Consider the following 15429-nt stretch of genomic DNA (forward strand, 5'->3'; position numbering starts at 1 on the left):
GCTGGCTCCGGCGCGGGGCGTGGGGCCACCCGCTTGGACCTCCGCCCGCGCGGGGGCCGGGCGGGCGGCCGACGATGGGGCCATGCCGATCTCCGTCGCCAAGCGAGCCGTCCTGTCCACCGCGACCGCCGCCCTGCTGCTGACCGCCGGGTGCTCCGACGACGGGGGGAAGGCGGCCGCTCCCGAGACCGGCGGGCCGAGCGGGCTCGACGGACTCGCGGCGCAGAAGCTCGACTGGTCGCCGTGCCGGCCCCCGTCCGCGGCGGAGGGCGGCGGTCCCGTGCCGTCCCCGTTGCCGGGCGGCGCGCCGTGGGAGTGCGCGTTCATGACCGCGCCGCTCGACTACGCCAAGCCCGACGGGGAGACCGTCGACCTGGCCCTCATCCGGGCCGGAGCCCGCGACCGGAGCCGGCGCATCGGCTCCCTCCTGTTCAACTTCGGCGGCCCCGGCGCCTCCGGCGTCAACGGCCTGCCCGGCTTCGCCGAGAAGTTCGAGACGCTGCGCTCCCGCTACGACCTGGTCTCCTTCGACCCGCGCGGCGTCGGCCGCAGCGCGCCCGTGGAGTGCGCCACCGACCGGGAGCTCGACGCCTACTACGCCCTCGACTTCATGCCCGACGACGCGGCCGAGGAACGGGCCCTGTCCGAGGCGCAGAAGAAGTACGCGGACGGCTGCGAGAGGGACTCGGGCAAGAGGCTCCCCCACCTCGGCACCGAGAACGCCGCCCGCGACATGGACCTGATGCGCCGGGTCCTCGGTGACGACAAGCTGCACTACTTCGGCATCTCGTACGGCACCGAGCTCGGCGGCGTCTACGCCCACCTCTTCCCCTCCCACGTGGGCCGCGCCGTCTTCGACGCCGTCGTCGACCCGGGGGCCGGGGTGGAGGCCGGCGCCCTCGGCCAGGCGAAGGGCTTCCAGCTGGCGCTGGACAACTTCGCGAAGGACTGCGTGGCCCGCGGGGACGAGTGCACCCTGCCCGGCTCCTCCGTCGCCGAGATCGAGAAGTTCGTCACCGATCTCCTCGCGTCCCTCGACAAGAAGCCCATCGAGGGCATCGGCGACCGGAAGCTCACCCAGAGCCAGGCCACGAACGGCATCGCGCAGGCCCTGTACTCCAAGGAGTTCTGGCCCTATCTGGAACAGGGCCTGGACGAGGCGGACGGCGGCAACGGCGCCCTGCTGCTCGCCCTGTCGGACTCCATGAACGGCCGCGACCAGAACGGCGTCTACAGCAACATCCAGTCCGCCAACACCGCCATCAACTGCGTGGACTACAAGGAGCGCTACACGCTCGGCCAGGCCAGGGAACGGCTGCCGAAGTTCCGTGCCGTCTCCCCCGTCTTCGGCGACTTCATGGGCTGGGCCCTCTCCAGCTGCTCGTCCTGGCCGGTGCCCGGCAGCTGGGACCACCCCGACGTCTCGGCCACGGGCTCGGCCCCGATCCTGGTGATCGGCAACACCGGCGACCCGGCCACCCCGTACGAGGGCGCCCGCGCGATGGTGGACGCCCTCGGCAAGGGCGTCGGCGTGGAACTCACGTACCGGGGCGAGGGGCACGGCGCCTACAACAGCGGCAACCCCTGCGTGAAGGGGGCGACCGACGCGTACCTCCTGGACGGCAAGGTGCCCAGGAGCGGAACCGTCTGCGGCTAGCCAAGCGGCGGGACGCGCGGCGCACGGGCGCCGCCGGGCCACGGCGGCGCCGCCTACGATGGCCGTCCGGAACGGATCACGGGGGGCGCCATGGCGAGCGGGAGCGGGTTCATACGCAAGGGAGCGGGGCTCGCGCTCGCGGGAGTGCTCGCGGCGGGCTGTACGGCCTCCGGCGGCGACGCCCCGCCGGCCCCGGCCGGACCGACCGCCCCGCACGGCGCGGGTTCGTCCGCGCCCGCCGCGACGAACGGCGCCGGTTCGTCGCTGCCCTCCTCCCTCACCGGGCAGCGCCCGGACTGGAAGAGCTGCCCCGCTCCCGAAGGCGGCCGGGCGCCCGGTTCCGACTGGCGCTGCGCGACCGTCAGGGTGCCCCTCGACCACGCGAAGCCGGCCGGCGCGACCCTCCCGGTTGCCCTCGTCCGCAAGGAGGCCACGGACCGCGGGCGTCGCCTCGGCTCCCTGCTCTTCAACTTCGGCGGGCCCGGCGCGTCGGGCGTCGACATCCTGCCGCGCGCGGCCGCGGAGTACGGGAAGCTCGGCGAGCGCTACGACCTGGTCTCCTTCGACCCGCGGGGCGTCGGCGGCAGCGCGGGCGTGGTCTGCCGCGACGACGCCGAGCAGGACGCCGCGGAGAAGACGGTCGACCTGACCCCGGACACGCCCGCCGAGGAGGCCGCCTACCTGAAGGACAACGCCGCCTTCGCCGCGGGCTGCGCCCGCCGCTCCGGCACCGTCCTGCCGCACACCAGGACCACCGACACGGCCCGCGACCTGGACCTGATCCGACAGGTGCTCGGCGACGAGAAGCTGCACTACTTCGGCATGTCGTACGGCACGGAGCTCGGCGCCGCCTACGCCCACCTCTTCCCCTCCCGGGTGGGCCGGCTCGTCCTGGACGCGGTGGTCGACCCGACCGCCGACACCGCCGGGCACGCCCGCAACCAGACGATCGGTTTCCAGCGGGCCCTGGACAACTACCTGAGGTCGACCGGGCAGACGCCGCGGGCGGGGACCGAGCGGATCGCCCGGCTGTTGCGGAAGCTGGACCGCGAGCCGCTGCGGGTCGGCGAGCGGCGGCTCACCGAGGGCCTGGCGACCACCGGGATCGCGGTGACGCTGTACGGGCAGTCCAACTGGCCGCTGCTGACAAAGGCGCTGGAGGAGGCCGAGCGCGGGGACGGCACCCGGCTGCTGCGGCTCGCCGACTGGTACAACGACCGCGACGAGAGCGGCCACTACGCGACGCAGTCGCACTCCCAGCGGGCGATCTCCTGCGCGGACTCCGCCGAGCGCCCCACTCCCGCACAGGCGCGGGCACTGCTGCCGGAGTTCCGCCGGCTCTCGCCCGTGTTCGGCGCCTACCTCGCCTGGGACACCGCCGGCTGGTGCGCCGGGTGGCCGGTGAAGGGCGAGACCCGGGACGTCGACGCGAGCGCGCCCGGCGCCGCCCCGATCCTGGTCGTCGGCACGACGGGCGATCCGGCCACCCCGTACGAGGGCGCCGAGAAGATGGCGAAGGAGCTGGGCGAGGGCGTCGGGGTGCTCGTCACCAACAAGGGCGAGGGCCACGGGGCGTACGGCACGTCGGCCTGCGCCACGAGGACGGTCGACGCGTACTTCCTGGACGGCGACGTCCCGGCGTACGGGACGACCTGCTCGTAGTCCGGCGGGACGCGGAAGGGCCCGGACCTCGTGCGAGGTCCGGGCCCTTCCGCCGTACGCCTAGTAGACCGGCTTCTCGGGCTCGATCTGGTTGACCCAGCCGATCACGCCGCCGCCGACGTGCACCGCGTCCGCGAAGCCCGCGGACTTGAGCACGGCGAGGACTTCCGCACTGCGGACACCCGTCTTGCAATGCAGGACGATCCGCTTGTCCTGGGGGAGGTCCTGGAGGGCGTTGCCCATCAGGAACTCGTTCTTCGGGATCAGGCGGGCGCCCGGGATCGAGACGATCTCGTACTCGTTCTGCTCGCGGACGTCGATGATGTCGATGGCCTCGCCGTCGTCGATCCACTCCTTGAGCTGCTTGGGAGTGATCGTGGAGCCGAGCGCCGCCTCCTGGGCCTCCTCGGACACGACGCCGCAGAAGGCCTCGTAGTCGATGAGCTCGGTGACGGTCGGGTTCTCGCCGCAGACCGCGCAGTCGGGGTCCTTGCGGACCTTGACCTGGCGGTACTGCATCTCCAGGGCGTCGTAGATCATCAGGCGGCCGACCAGCGGCTCGCCGACGCCCGCGAGGACCTTGATGGCCTCGGTGACCTGGATGGAGCCGATGGACGCGCACAGCACGCCCAGGACGCCGCCCTCGGCGCAGGAGGGGACCATGCCCGGCGGCGGGGGCTCCGGGTAGAGGCAGCGGTAGCAGGGACCGTACTCGGACCAGAAGACCGATGCCTGGCCGTCGAAGCGGTAGATGGAGCCCCAGACGTACGGCTTGTTCAGCAGCACGCAGGCGTCGTTGACCAGGTACCGGGTCGCGAAGTTGTCGGTGCCGTCGACGATCAGGTCGTACTGGCTGAAGATGTCCATCACGTTCTCGGCCTCGAGCCGCTCTTCGTGAAGGATCACGTTCACGTACGGGTTGATGCCGAGCACGCTGTCGCGCGCCGACTCCGCCTTGGACCGGCCGATGTCGGCCTGGCTGTGGATGATCTGGCGCTGGAGGTTCGACTCGTCGACCTCGTCGAACTCCACGATGCCGAGCGTGCCGACGCCGGCGGCGGCCAGGTACATCAGCGCGGGGGAGCCGAGGCCGCCGGCGCCGACACAGAGCACCTTGGCGTTCTTCAGGCGCTTCTGCCCGTCCATCCCGACGTCCGGGATGATCAGGTGGCGGGAGTACCTGCGGACCTCGTCGACGGTGAGCTCGGCAGCCGGCTCGACCAGGGGTGGCAGCGACACGGAGACCTCATCAATACGCTGGTCGGGATGTCATGAAGACGGTTGTTCTCCCCGTAACACTGCCACGCCTCTTCTCATTCCGAGACTCCCCGTCCGATACGCGAGACGATTTCGTCCCAGTAGCCGGGCAGCGTGTGGAATTGGTCGCTTTGTCCGGGGTGGCCCCGGCGGTCGGTCATGAAGACCGTGCCCGCCCCCTGCCAGCGGGCGATCCGCAGGGCCTCCTCCAGGTGGGTGCGGGGCACGCCGTGGACGAGGTGGACGAACTTCCCCGCCGGATGGTCGGCCGTCCACTCCGCCACCTGCGACCAGCGGTAGTCGGCCCAGGCCCCGGAGAAGGTGACCAGCTGGTCGGCGGCTTCGGCGTAGCCCGGGTACGGGTGGGTGCCGTGGCCCAGGACGAGATGGGCCTCGCCGTCCCGGAGCGCCTCCAGGGTGGCGGCGATCCGCCGTACGCCGGGCAGGTCGGCCCGGTCGGCGGGGCAGCGGTCCAGGTAGTAGCCGTCGGCCTTGTACCAGTCCAGGAAGCGCTGGGCCTCCGAAACGACCTCGCCGAAGGGCCGCGAGCCGTGGCGCAGGTCGAGGTGGCCGAGCACCCGCACGCCCGCGTTCCGCAGCTTGCCCGCCGCCTCCAGGCAGTGCGGGTCGGGCCGGTCGCCGGGGCCCTCGGCGACGTTGAGGACGGCCCAGTGGACGGGCGTGCCGGGGCGGGTGAGCTCGGCCCACTCGACGGGGGCGAGGAGCGGGTGGGCGTAGCCCGGCACGCCGATCCCCGTCTCGGTGACCGTGTGGGCCCTGGTCAGATGCGGCATGCCGCCTCCATCCAGATGTCGGCCAGGGACTCCTCCAGATTGATCCGGGGGCGCCAGCCGAGCCGGTCGCGGGCCGTGCGGACGTCGGCCTGCTGCCAGGGGCCGCAGCCGTCGGGGTACGGGTAGGGGGCGGCGGCCAGCTGTTCGGCGATGGACGCCTCGGTGCGCGGGGCACCGATCACGGGGCGCGACGGAGGCCCGTCGAGCTCGTGGAGCTGCCCGGCGTATCCGGCGACGCGGGCCAGGACGGCGGCGGCGTCGCGGAGCTTCACGGCGCGGCCGGTGCCGATGTTGACCACGCCCTGGGCGGCGGACAGCGAGGCGGCGTGGACGGCGCGGGCCACGTCGCGGACGTCCACGAAGTCGCGCTGCACGCCGAGGCCGCTGAGCTTCAGCTCGCCGTCACCCGACTGCATGGCGCGGCGCATCGCCTCCGCGAGCCGGCCGAGCGGGGATCCCGCCGGGGTGCCGGGGCCGACCGGCGAGAAGACCCGCAGCACGACCGCGTCCAGGCCGGAGCCGAGGACGAGCTCGGTCGCGGCGAGCTTGGACACGCCGTACGGGCCGCCGGGCCGGGGCACGGCGTCCTCCGCGGTCGACGAGCCGGGCTGGCTCGGCCCGTACTCGGAGGCGCAGCCGACCTGGACGAGGCGGGCGCCGCAGCCGCTGCGGCGCAGGGCCTCGCAGACGGTGGCGACGGCGACGGTGTTGTGCCGGGTCAGGTCGCGGGCGCCGCCGCGGGTGGCTCCGGCACAGTTGACGACCACTCCGGGGTGGACGGCGTCCAGGAACCGGGTCAGCGCGCCGGGGCTGCCGGTGGCGAGGTCGAACCGGACGTCGGCGTCGTCGCCGCGGCCGAGGGCGGTGAGGTGCACCGCGGGGTCGGCGAGGAGTCGGTCGGCGACGAACCGGCCGATGAATCCGTTGGCTCCGAGCAGCAGCACCCTCATCGTGCGACCCCTTCGTGCCGACCGGCCGTGGCATGGGGTTGGGGCGTCATGTCTGTTTCTTCTCCTTGGGAGGGATTGCGGAGGGGCGTGCCCGCGGCGTCGGCTCCGCGGGTGCGCCGGGGGCGGGTCGGGCGTGGGGGGTGGGTCCTGTGGTGGCTCGTGCGGTGGTGCGCGGGACGGCTCGTGCGGTGGGTCAGGCGTCGGGGCGGTGGCCGGCGTGGGCCGAGGCCCGGGAGAGCGCCGCGGTGGCGTGGACGAGCAGGGCGAGGGCCGCGCCGCCGCAGGCGAGGGTGGGCACGGCCGCCGGTCCCGCGAGCCCGACGAGCGCACGGGCCGGGGTGCCGAGGACGTCCAGGCCCGGGAGGCGGGCGGCGAGGACGCTGGCGAGGACGAGGGCCTCGGCCGCGCAGGCGGCGGCGAGGGCGCTGGAGGCGGCTTCGGGAAAGCCGTGGGCTGCCAGGAGCCGGGCGGTCAGGAGGAGGGCGCCGAGCGCCAGGGCTCCGGGGTGGAACCCGGTCAGGACGAGGAGTCCGGCGAGCGCGGCCAGGTGGAGGGCGACCGTGCCGAGGAGCAGCGGGCGGGCGCCCGCCGCGAAGTCGTCGAGACCGCGGCTGGCGGCGAGCCTGCGGCGGGCGCCTGCCGTGAAGAGGTGGACGCACCAGGCGGCGGGGGCGACGGAGAGGGCGAGCGCCAGGAGCGGTCCGGTGTCGACCGCCCAGCCGTCCTCGACGGGGCCGTCGAGGACGGTGACGAGGGCGGGTCCCACGTCCGGTCCGCCGGTGAGGAACTGGTCGAGGAGCCCGTCGCCGGCCGCCGCGTAGCCCAGCAGCCAGAGGGTCCACAGCGGGGCGGCGGTGCCACGCCCCTGGGCGCGCAGCGGCCCTCGGCGGACGGCGATCAGGAGCGCGGCCGCCAGGCCGAGGGCGCCGAGGGCCCCGGCCACGAGCCGGAGTGCCCCGGTGGTGAGGGCGAGCCCGGCGGTGGCGAGGACGGCGACGGCACCGGGGGCGCACGCGGCGAGCGCCCGGACGGCGCGCCGGGCACGGGGCGCCGGTTCGGGGGCGGTGCGCGCGGAGGTCGTGGCGCTCCGGGGCACGCGGGCGTAGAGCTCCTCGGCGAGGGAGAAGACGTCACGGTGGCGGAAACGGGCGGCGGTGCGGTCGGTCACCCCGTGCGCTTCGAGGCCGGCGGCGATCTCCAGGGCGTCGACGGCCCGTTCGCACAGGTCCCGGTGGCGGTGCATCAGCGCCTTGACGGGGTCGGCGGGGCCACGTCGGGCACGGAACCCGGCAGCGGCGGGGGCGGGAACCGGGGCGGGAGCCGGGGCGGGCGTCGTAGCCGAGGCCGGAGCCGGAACCGGAGCCGGGGCGGATGCCGGGGCGGGCGCCGGGCCGGGTGCGGGATGCGGGCGCCGGGGGGCGGTGTCGGGCTGCTGAATCGCTTCGGCAGGGGCCCCTGGGGCGGCGGACGTGCCCGCACCGGCCGGGGCGAGGGCCGGGGTCGTGAGCAGGGCCTCGGAGCGCGAGTCCCAGGGGCCGGGGCTGGTGGGGGCGGCGGGGCCGCGCATGGGTGTGCCTCCTTCAGGCATCGGGCTCTCCCGTGCCGGCCGCGGCGGTGACCGGCTGGTTGGCCCAGCTGCCGGGCACGTGGGCCTCGGCCGGGTGGGCGAAGGGCACCTCGCTGGTGACGCGGCGGCGGACCGGTGAGTGGGAGAGGAGTTCGAGGTAGATGCCGCGGAACGCGGCGAGGTTCTGTTCCACGGTGAAGAGTTCGAGGGCGCGGGCCCGGGCGGCGGCGCCGAGGCGGTGCCGGCGCCCGGGGTCGCGCAGCAGCGCGAGACAGGCGTCGGCGAGCGCCTTGGGGTTGCGCGGGGGGACGACGAGTCCGGTCCCGCCGATGACCTCGACGACGGCCCCGACGTCCGTGGAGACGGTGGCCCGGGCGCAGAACATCGCCTCGACGAGGCCGACGGGGAAGCCCTCGACGACGCTGGAGAGGACGACGACGGAGGAAGCGGCGTAGGCGTCCTCCAGGGTGGGCGCCTCCGGTCCGCCGAGCTCCTCGAAGGAGACGGGGTTCTCGCCGACGGCGTGCCGGCCGGCCGCCTCGTCGGGGAAGAGCTGCGCGGCGAGGGCCCGGCAGTGCGCCAGGTAGGCGGCGGCCCCGGGCTCGCGGACCGGCGCGGCGATGATCCGCAGCCGGGCGTCCGGCTGCTGCCTGCGCACCTCGGCGAAGGCGTGGAGCAGCGCCACGAGGTCCTTGGCGGGCTCCACGCGGCCGATCCAGGCGAGGGTCGTCGGGTCGCCGCTCTCCTCGTCCTCGCCGACCTCGGCGAAGCGTTCGGCGTCCATGCCGGGGTAGACCGTGCGCAGCCGCGACCGCTCGGCGCCGCACTTCTCCTGCCAGCGGCGGGCGTGGGTGTTGCCGGGGGTGAGCAGGTCGGCCCTGCGGTAGACCTCGCCGGCGAGGCGGCCGTGGAAGGCGGCGAGCAGGGCCCGTACGGGGGTGGCGAGGGTCGCGCCGGTGGCGGCGAGGTAGTGGGCGCGGAGCTGGACGCCGTACTCGGTGACCAGCAGCGGGGTGCCGAAGAAGCGTTTGGCCAGGAGGCCGGGGAGGGCCGCGGCACCGGCCGAGGCCGCGTGGCAGAGGTCGACGAGTCCGAGGCCGCCCGCCCCGCCGTCCGGGCCGGCACCGTCCCGGCCCGTGCGGGCGGGACCTTCCTCCTCTCCGTACCAGTCGAGGGAGAGCGGGCGCAGGGCGCGCTCCAGCTGGTCGGTGAAGGCGAGCTGGTCGGGGACGGTGGCGGCGGCCACGCCGCGGCGTGCGCCGGGGGCGCGGCAGGCGGACTCCAGGATGCGGACGGCGGACTCGGAGCGGAGGGCCGCGGTCAGTCCGCCGTGTCCGCGGGCGAGGTCGGCGAGTCCGTACAGACCGGCGGCGAACCGCTGGGCGGCCTCGTCGTCGGGCGTGGGCGCGGCTGACGGTTCGGCGCAGATGCCGTCGGCCAGGTCCTTGAACGCGGCCTCGAAGCGGCGCCGTTCGCGCCGGCCGTGTCCGCGGCCGTCGTGCTCGTCGGGGCCGGGCGGGGCGGTCCGCACGCCGCGCACGTTGGGCGGGAGGGGGAGCCGGCCGGGGGCTTCGCGGCGGGCGTCGCCCCCGAGGGCGTAGAGGTCGAACTCGTGCGGGGCGAGGCCGCGGACGAGCCGGTCGCACCAGAGTCCGGACTCACCCGTGGCGTACGGGTAGCCACCCTCCGTGAGCAGTCCGATCCGCATGAGCACACCCCCGTTCTCCCGTGACGGCGGTCACCGTTCGGTCCGGTGACCCGCAGCGGGAAGAACGTAAGCGGATATGCCGCCGGTGCGACGGACGGTTGTCCGTCGCACCACCGGAAGGGGTGAATGCACGTAACTTTCCCACCGCGTTCGCGTTCCGTCGCGCTACGCGGCGGAACGGTCACGGTGAGTCAGGCCGTGGTGCGGGCCTGGGGGTCAACTCCCGGGGTGCACCCAGGGGTTGGGGCGGCACTTGACGCCGTCGATGTCCAGCGACTTGGTCTGCTGCTGCATCACGGGGGCGAGCGCCCCGGGCGTGCGGCAGATCACGTGACTGTGCCCGAGCCGGTGTCCGACCTCGTGGTTGATGAGCATCTGCCGATAGGCGTGCATGGCCTTCGGCCCGAAGGTCTCCGAGCCCTGCGCCCAGCGGAAGGCGTTGATCATCACGCGCTCGGTGGAGGCGGAGTCGCAGGAGACGTTGTCGATGGTGGTGTCGAGGCCGGACTTGGCGCACCAGTCGCCGGTGGTCCCCGGGCTGGCCAGGGTGACGACGAACTCCGGCTCCCCGGAGGAGATCCGCTCGAAGGTCATCGCCCCGTTCCCGGCCCAGCTGCGCCGGTCGTTGAGGGTCTTCTGCACCGCCTGGGCGAACAGCGCCGCGTCGAGGCCGAGCCCCTGTTCGACGTCGACCCGATAGCGGATCTTGCGGCCCTTGCCGGGCGCCTTGTCGAAGCCGGGGACGGCGGCGAACCGTCCGGAGCCCCTCAGGCGCGGGTCGACGGGGAACTGGCGGGTCATCAGCTGTTCGTACGACGGTGGCGCGGCGGGCACCGGTCGCGCCGGAGCCGCCCGCTCGTCGGAGCGGGACGCGGGGCTCTCGGCACCGATCCGGCCGGTGGGCGCGTCGGCCGCCTGGGGCCGGGGCGCGGCGCCGCTCTCGCGCTCGGCGACCTGACCGGCGACGACGACGGCGAGCACGGTGGTGATCGCCGCCGCGGCGATCCCGGTGAGGGTGCGGCCGGTCCCGCCGGTCCTGGGGGTCCTGCGCTCCTCACCCGTCTCACCGGCCTCGTACGCCTCACGGGAGTCCTCCGCCTCGTCCGATGCGACGGGACCCCGCGGCTGCCGCGCCGGAGGAGCCGGAGCGCGGCGCGGTCCGGGGACGGAGGGTCCGGCGGGGGACGCGTGGGGGCGGCCCTCGTCGTGGACCGGATGACCGCCGCGTACGGAGGGTCCGGTGGCCGTGGGGTCGTGCGGCCCCTCGTAGCGGGGGGTGCCGTGGACCGGGGTGTCGGAGACGGGTGCGGCGGGAGACGGTGCGCCGTGGGCCGGGGGCCCCTGCCGACGCCCCCCGGACGGCGGAGCCCCGTGCCGGGGCGCGCGCCGGCCCGGGGTGCCGTAGCCGGGCGTGCCCTGGGCCGGGGTCTCGTGGGTCTGCGGACCGCCGGACGGCTTCCCGTGCCGGGGTGCGCCGTGCGCAGGAGTGCCGAGGGGCGGGGTGCCGTAGGAAGGAGTGCCCTGCGCCGGGGTGCCCTGGGCGGGTGCGCCGTGCACCGGAGCCCCCTGGGAGGGGTTCGCGTACGGCGCGGTCCCGTAGGACGGGGTGCCCTGGGCCGGCGTGTCGTAGCCGGCCGGGGCGGCCGGCCCCTGGAGGTCGTAGGGGTGCGGGGGCTGGGGTGACCTCGGGGGCGGCTGCCCCTCCAGGCGCCTGCGCCGTCCCGTGCCCGCCCCCGGCCCCGCGGCTTCCCGCTGCCCGGTGCCGGGCGGCGGGGCGGCGGGGCCCTTGCGACTATGTCGTCCCACGGTCCGGTTCAGCTCCCGCCCTCGGCCGACGCCGCGCGCGCGGCGTCGGTGATCAGCTCCCTCGCCGCCGCGGCGACGGCCTCCGGGTACTCCATCATCGCCACGTGCCCGGCGTCCGGGAGCGTGAGCAGCCGCGAGCCGCGGAAGGCGGCCGCCGCCCGGCGCGCCATCCGGAACGACACCAGCCGGTCGCGGGCGCCGTACACCAGCAGCGTCGGCGCGAGCACCCGCTCCGCCTGCCGCCACAGACCGTGCTGGCCGCCCAGCGTGTACGCGTCGACGATGCCGCGCGAGGAGCGCGCCATCGCGTCCCAGAAGTACGGCAGCTCCAGCCGCCGCTCCATCTCCTCGACGGCGTGCCGCAGGCCCTCGTCGGTGACCCGGCCGGGATCCCCGTAACAGAGCGAGAGGACGCCGCGGACCCGCTGCTCGGGGGTCCAGTCCCTGGTGAGCCGGGCGAAGAGCGCCGCCGTCCCGGGCAGCGCGAGCAGCGCGGTCGGCCAGGCGCCGCGCTGGGCGCGCAGTTCCGGCAGCGCCGGTGAGATCAGGGTGAGGGTGCGGACCAGGTCCGGCCGCACGGCGGCGACGCGGGTGGCGACCGCGCCGCCCAGCGAGTTGCCGAACAGGTGCACCGGGCCGCGGCCGGAGGCGTCGAGCAGCCGGATGACCGCGCGGGCGTGTGCGGTGACGGAGTAGTCGCCGTCGTCCGGCGGCGGCGAGACGCCGAAGCCGGGCAGGTCGACCGCCTCGCCGTCGACGAGGTCGGCGAGCAGCGGCATCAGGGCCGACCAGTTCAGCGAGGAGCCGCCGAGTCCGTGCACGTACAGCGCGGGCGGGAGCCCCGGCCGGTCGCCGGGCCGGGACCGTACCGTCAGCGTGAGTGCGGGGAGCGTGACGGTACGCAGCCGCTCGCCGTCGGCGATCCGCACGGTGCGGGACCGGGCCCCGGGCGGCGCGTCGACGGTCCGGGTTTCCGGCAGCTCGGTCGAGGACATGGCAGCGATATTACGAGACGATCACGCCCGGGCGCGTGTGGGTGGCGTCACAAGAGGAGCGCGGCACGGCGCGGGAGGGGGTGCGGCACGGCGCGGGAACTCCTACGCTCGGAGGTGAGGGTCATCGGACAGGACCCGCGGACCCGCCTGCCGGAAGGAGCCGCATGACCGCCGACCCGACCGAGCCGGACACATTCGCCGAGGAAGAGGACGCCCAGGTGCTCGACGAGGAGATCCCGGAGGCCGACGCGGCCGAGCAGCAGACCGAGCTGCAGCAGCACGAGGACGAGCCGCTCAGCCGTCTGCCCGAGTCGGCGAACGACGCGGACGCCGTGGAACAGGCGCGGGTGGTGGCACTCGACGAGGACGACTACCGCTGACGCGACGACCGCCGCCGACGGCCGGACGGGCCTGCCGTACGCGCGGGCGTGCGCCTCTGCGCCCCGGTGCCCCTGAATCACTACCGCCGAGTAGCCCGGGGAGCCTTTGTCGTTTCGTTCGATTGCATGACCATCTTGTTGCCCGTCGCCTCTCGCCCCGGGCGTCCGGTCCGTGAAATTCTGCGTTCGCACCGCGCACGGCCGGGTTACCCAAAAGTACGATGGCGGCGCGACGCCAATGCGCGCATGGATCGACATTTGGGAGGCGGCGTGAGCGCCATCGAGCAGACAGAGGCAGCACGCCCTCGGGGCACGCGCCTGCCGCGCCGTGCCCGACGCAACCAGCTCCTCGGCGCGGCCCAGGAGGTGTTCGTCGCCCAGGGTTACCACTCGGCCGCCATGGACGACATCGCCGAGCGGGCCGGCGTCAGCAAGCCGGTGCTGTACCAGCACTTCCCCGGCAAGCTGGAGCTCTATCTCGCCCTGCTCGACCAGCACTGCGAGGCGCTGCTCCAGTCGGTGCGCACGGCCCTGGCCTCCACCACCGACAACAAGCTCCGGGTCGCGGCGACCATGGACGCCTACTTCGCGTACGTGGAGGACGAGGGCGGCGCCTTCCGGCTCGTCTTCGAGTCCGACCTGACCAACGAGCCGGCCGTGCGCGAGCGCGTCGACCGGGTCTCGCTGCAGTGCGCGGAGGCGATCTCCGACGTGATCGCCGAGGACACCGGCCTGTCCAAGGACGAGTCGATGCTCCTCGCCGTGGCGCTCGGCGGCGTCTCCCAGGTCGTCGCCCGCTACTGGCTCTCCAGCGAGTCCCCGGTGCCCCGGGACAAGGCGGTGGCCCTGCTGACCTCGCTCGCCTGGCGCGGCATCGCCGGCTTCCCGCTGCACCCTGCGGAGGGTCAGCTGGGCGCCGAGGGTCACTGACCCCGGCCCGGCGGGCGCACCGCCCCGGCGGCGGTGTTCGCTCTGGGCGTTCCTGTGCGCGCCGTGTCCGTTCCCTCACCGGCTAATGTGGGCCGGGTACGGCGCGGATCCACGCGCAAGCCGACCGTTCGGAGGGACATAGCCGTGGAGGTCAAGATCGGCGTGCAGCACGCACCCCGGGAGATCGTTCTGGAGAGCGGGCAGTCCGCCGAGGAGGTCGAGCGCGCGGTCTCCGACGCGCTGGCCGGCAAGGCGCAGCTGCTCAGCCTCTCGGACGAGAAGGGCCGCAAGGTCCTCGTTCCGGCCGAGAAGATCGCGTACATCGAGATCGGCGAGCCGGCGGTGCGCCGGGTGGGCTTCGGCGCGCTCTGAGCGGATCCGCGGACAGGGAAGGCCCGGTGGGGAGATCCACCGGGCCTTCCTTCTTCGTGCGGACCTCCCAGGGGTGGCGGGAGGGTTGTCATCACGAGTGACCGGGTAGGACGGGTGTGACCGATCTGCCCGCCCCGCACCGCACGCGAGGTGATCCGCTTGTTCCTGGAAGCCCTCGGTTCCGCTCTGCTCGGTCTGGCCCTGGCCTGGGCCGCCGTGCACCGGCTCTCCGGCCGCCTTCCCGCACGGGGCCGGGTCCTCGCCACGGGGTCGCTCGGCGCGGTCTTCGGCGCGCTGGTGACCCACGGAGCCCTCGGCCCGGGGCACTTCCTGGCCACCGTGGCCGGCGCGGTCGCGGTGGCGGCGGTGCTGCTCTCGCTGCTGCTCCGTCCGGCCTCGCGCCGACTGCGCCGATCAGCGACGGTGTGAGGGGCCCGAGGGGCCCGAGGGCCCCCGAGGTCTCCGGCGTCGTTACGCGGCCAGGCCGAGCGCGGCCATCCGCTTGGTGTGCGCCTCGGTGATGCGGGAGAACATCCGGCCGACCTCCGCGAGGTCGAAGCCCGCGGCCATCCCGTCGACACCGCCGACCAGCATGGTCGACAGCGCGTCGCGCTCGGCGACCACGCGCTGCGCCTGGGACAGGGCCTCCCCCATCAGCCGGCGGGCCCACAGGGCGAGGCGCCCGCCCACGCGCGGGTCGCTGTCGATCGCCGCGCGGACCTTCTCCACGGCGAAGTTGCCGTGGCCCGTGTCGTCGAGCACGGACAGCACGAGCGCGCGGGTGTCGGAGTCGAGGCGGACCGCGACCTCCCGGTAGAAGTCACTGGCGATCGAGTCGCCCACGTACGCCTTGACCAGGCCCTCGAGCCAGTCGGACGGGGCGGTCTGGCGGTGGAAGTCGTCCAGCGCCCGGGCGAACGGCTCCATCGCCGTCGTCGGCTCGGCGTCCACGGCGGCGAGCCGGTCGCGCAGCCGCTCGAAGTGGTGGAACTCGGCGGAGGCCATCTTCGCCAGCTCCGCCTTGTCCGCGAGGGTCGGCGCCAGCTTGGCGTCCTCGGCGAGCCGCTCGAAGGCCGCGAGCTCGCCGTAGGCCAGCGCGCCGAGCAGGTCGATCACGGCGGCCCGGTACTGCGGCACGGCGGAGGCCGTGGCCCAGTCCTGGGCGGCGATACCGGTGGGTGTGGCGTTGTCAGGCGTCTCCATGAAGCGCACAATAGCCCGCTCCGCCGACCGCCCTCCGTGCCGGTCGGCCGGTGTGACCGTGGCCTCGTCGCGAATTCTCCCGACACACATGCGCGATTCCGGGGTACAGTGGTAATGCGCCTGCTGAGTATGCGGACATGCTTTCGCA

At 74.6% G+C, this 15429-nt stretch carries 14 protein-coding genes; 6 read left to right on the forward strand and 8 right to left on the reverse strand.

What is annotated here, in order from left to right; all coding sequences use genetic code 11:
• Positions 1 to 82: 82 nt before the first annotated feature.
• Both ABD954_RS11245 and ABD954_RS11250 read left to right on the forward strand, forming a co-directional pair.
• Positions 83 to 1657, forward strand: a complete 1575-nt coding sequence (locus ABD954_RS11245; protein ID WP_345485780.1) for an alpha/beta hydrolase — start codon at positions 83 to 85, stop codon at positions 1655 to 1657.
• Positions 1658 to 1747: 90 nt separating this feature from the next.
• Positions 1748 to 3319, forward strand: coding sequence for an alpha/beta hydrolase (locus ABD954_RS11250; RefSeq protein ID WP_345485781.1), 1572 nt, complete (start codon positions 1748 to 1750; stop codon positions 3317 to 3319).
• Positions 3320 to 3379: 60 nt separating this feature from the next.
• On the opposite strand, the gene moeZ is transcribed toward ABD954_RS11250, so the two are convergent.
• From moeZ to ABD954_RS11285, 7 genes are all read right to left on the reverse strand, one after another.
• Positions 3380 to 4558 (reverse strand): adenylyltransferase/sulfurtransferase MoeZ, encoded by a 1179-nt coding sequence (moeZ, locus tag ABD954_RS11255; RefSeq protein WP_345485782.1) that lies wholly within the window; start codon positions 4556 to 4558, stop codon positions 3380 to 3382.
• 74 nt (positions 4559 to 4632) lie between these two features.
• Positions 4633 to 5370 carry a spherulation-specific family 4 protein gene (locus ABD954_RS11260; protein ID WP_345485783.1) on the reverse strand — a complete coding sequence of 246 codons (738 nt, stop codon included), beginning with the start codon at positions 5368 to 5370 and terminating at the stop codon, positions 4633 to 4635.
• Positions 5358 to 6320 carry an NAD-dependent epimerase/dehydratase family protein gene (locus ABD954_RS11265; RefSeq protein ID WP_345485784.1) on the reverse strand — a complete coding sequence of 321 codons (963 nt, stop codon included), beginning with the start codon at positions 6318 to 6320 and terminating at the stop codon, positions 5358 to 5360. Before ABD954_RS11265 ends, ABD954_RS11260 begins: the two co-directional genes overlap by 13 nt.
• A gap of 193 nt (positions 6321 to 6513) precedes the next feature.
• On the reverse strand, positions 6514 to 7887 hold the full coding sequence (locus ABD954_RS11270; protein WP_345485785.1) for a hypothetical protein: 1374 nt from the start codon (positions 7885 to 7887) through the stop codon (positions 6514 to 6516).
• Positions 7888 to 7900: 13 nt separating this feature from the next.
• Positions 7901 to 9595, reverse strand: a complete 1695-nt coding sequence (locus tag ABD954_RS11275; protein ID WP_345485786.1) for a DUF3492 domain-containing protein — start codon at positions 9593 to 9595, stop codon at positions 7901 to 7903.
• Positions 9596 to 9811: 216 nt separating this feature from the next.
• Positions 9812 to 11401, reverse strand: a complete 1590-nt coding sequence (locus ABD954_RS11280; protein WP_345485787.1) for a DUF3152 domain-containing protein — start codon at positions 11399 to 11401, stop codon at positions 9812 to 9814.
• An 8-nt stretch (positions 11402 to 11409) separates the two neighbouring features.
• A complete protein-coding gene (locus ABD954_RS11285) occupies positions 11410 to 12396 on the reverse strand; it encodes an alpha/beta fold hydrolase (protein WP_345485788.1) in 987 nt (328 codons plus the stop codon).
• 164 nt (positions 12397 to 12560) lie between these two features.
• On the opposite strand from ABD954_RS11285, the gene ABD954_RS11290 reads away from it, so the two are divergent.
• The 4 genes from ABD954_RS11290 (at position 12561) to ABD954_RS11305 (ending at position 14507) form a co-directional block, all read left to right on the forward strand.
• Positions 12561 to 12776, forward strand: a complete 216-nt coding sequence (locus ABD954_RS11290; RefSeq protein ID WP_345485789.1) for a hypothetical protein — start codon at positions 12561 to 12563, stop codon at positions 12774 to 12776.
• Positions 12777 to 13046: 270 nt separating this feature from the next.
• The gene (locus ABD954_RS11295) at positions 13047 to 13706 is read left to right on the forward strand and encodes a TetR/AcrR family transcriptional regulator (RefSeq protein ID WP_345485790.1); all 660 of its coding nucleotides are present in this window, start codon (positions 13047 to 13049) and stop codon (positions 13704 to 13706) included.
• A gap of 144 nt (positions 13707 to 13850) precedes the next feature.
• Positions 13851 to 14078: a DUF3107 domain-containing protein gene (locus ABD954_RS11300; RefSeq protein WP_345485791.1), complete on the forward strand. Its 228-nt coding sequence runs from the start codon at positions 13851 to 13853 to the stop codon at positions 14076 to 14078.
• A gap of 159 nt (positions 14079 to 14237) precedes the next feature.
• Positions 14238 to 14507, forward strand: a complete 270-nt coding sequence (locus tag ABD954_RS11305; RefSeq protein WP_345485792.1) for a hypothetical protein — start codon at positions 14238 to 14240, stop codon at positions 14505 to 14507.
• Between the two features lie 42 nt (positions 14508 to 14549).
• On the opposite strand, the gene ABD954_RS11310 is transcribed toward ABD954_RS11305, so the two are convergent.
• The gene (locus ABD954_RS11310; protein ID WP_345485793.1) at positions 14550 to 15281 is read right to left on the reverse strand and encodes a ferritin-like fold-containing protein; all 732 of its coding nucleotides are present in this window, start codon (positions 15279 to 15281) and stop codon (positions 14550 to 14552) included.
• Between the last annotated feature and the right edge of the window lie 148 nt (positions 15282 to 15429).

This window comes from Streptomyces roseoviridis (assembly GCF_039535235.1).
GTDB lineage: Bacteria > Actinomycetota > Actinomycetes > Streptomycetales > Streptomycetaceae > Streptomyces > Streptomyces roseoviridis.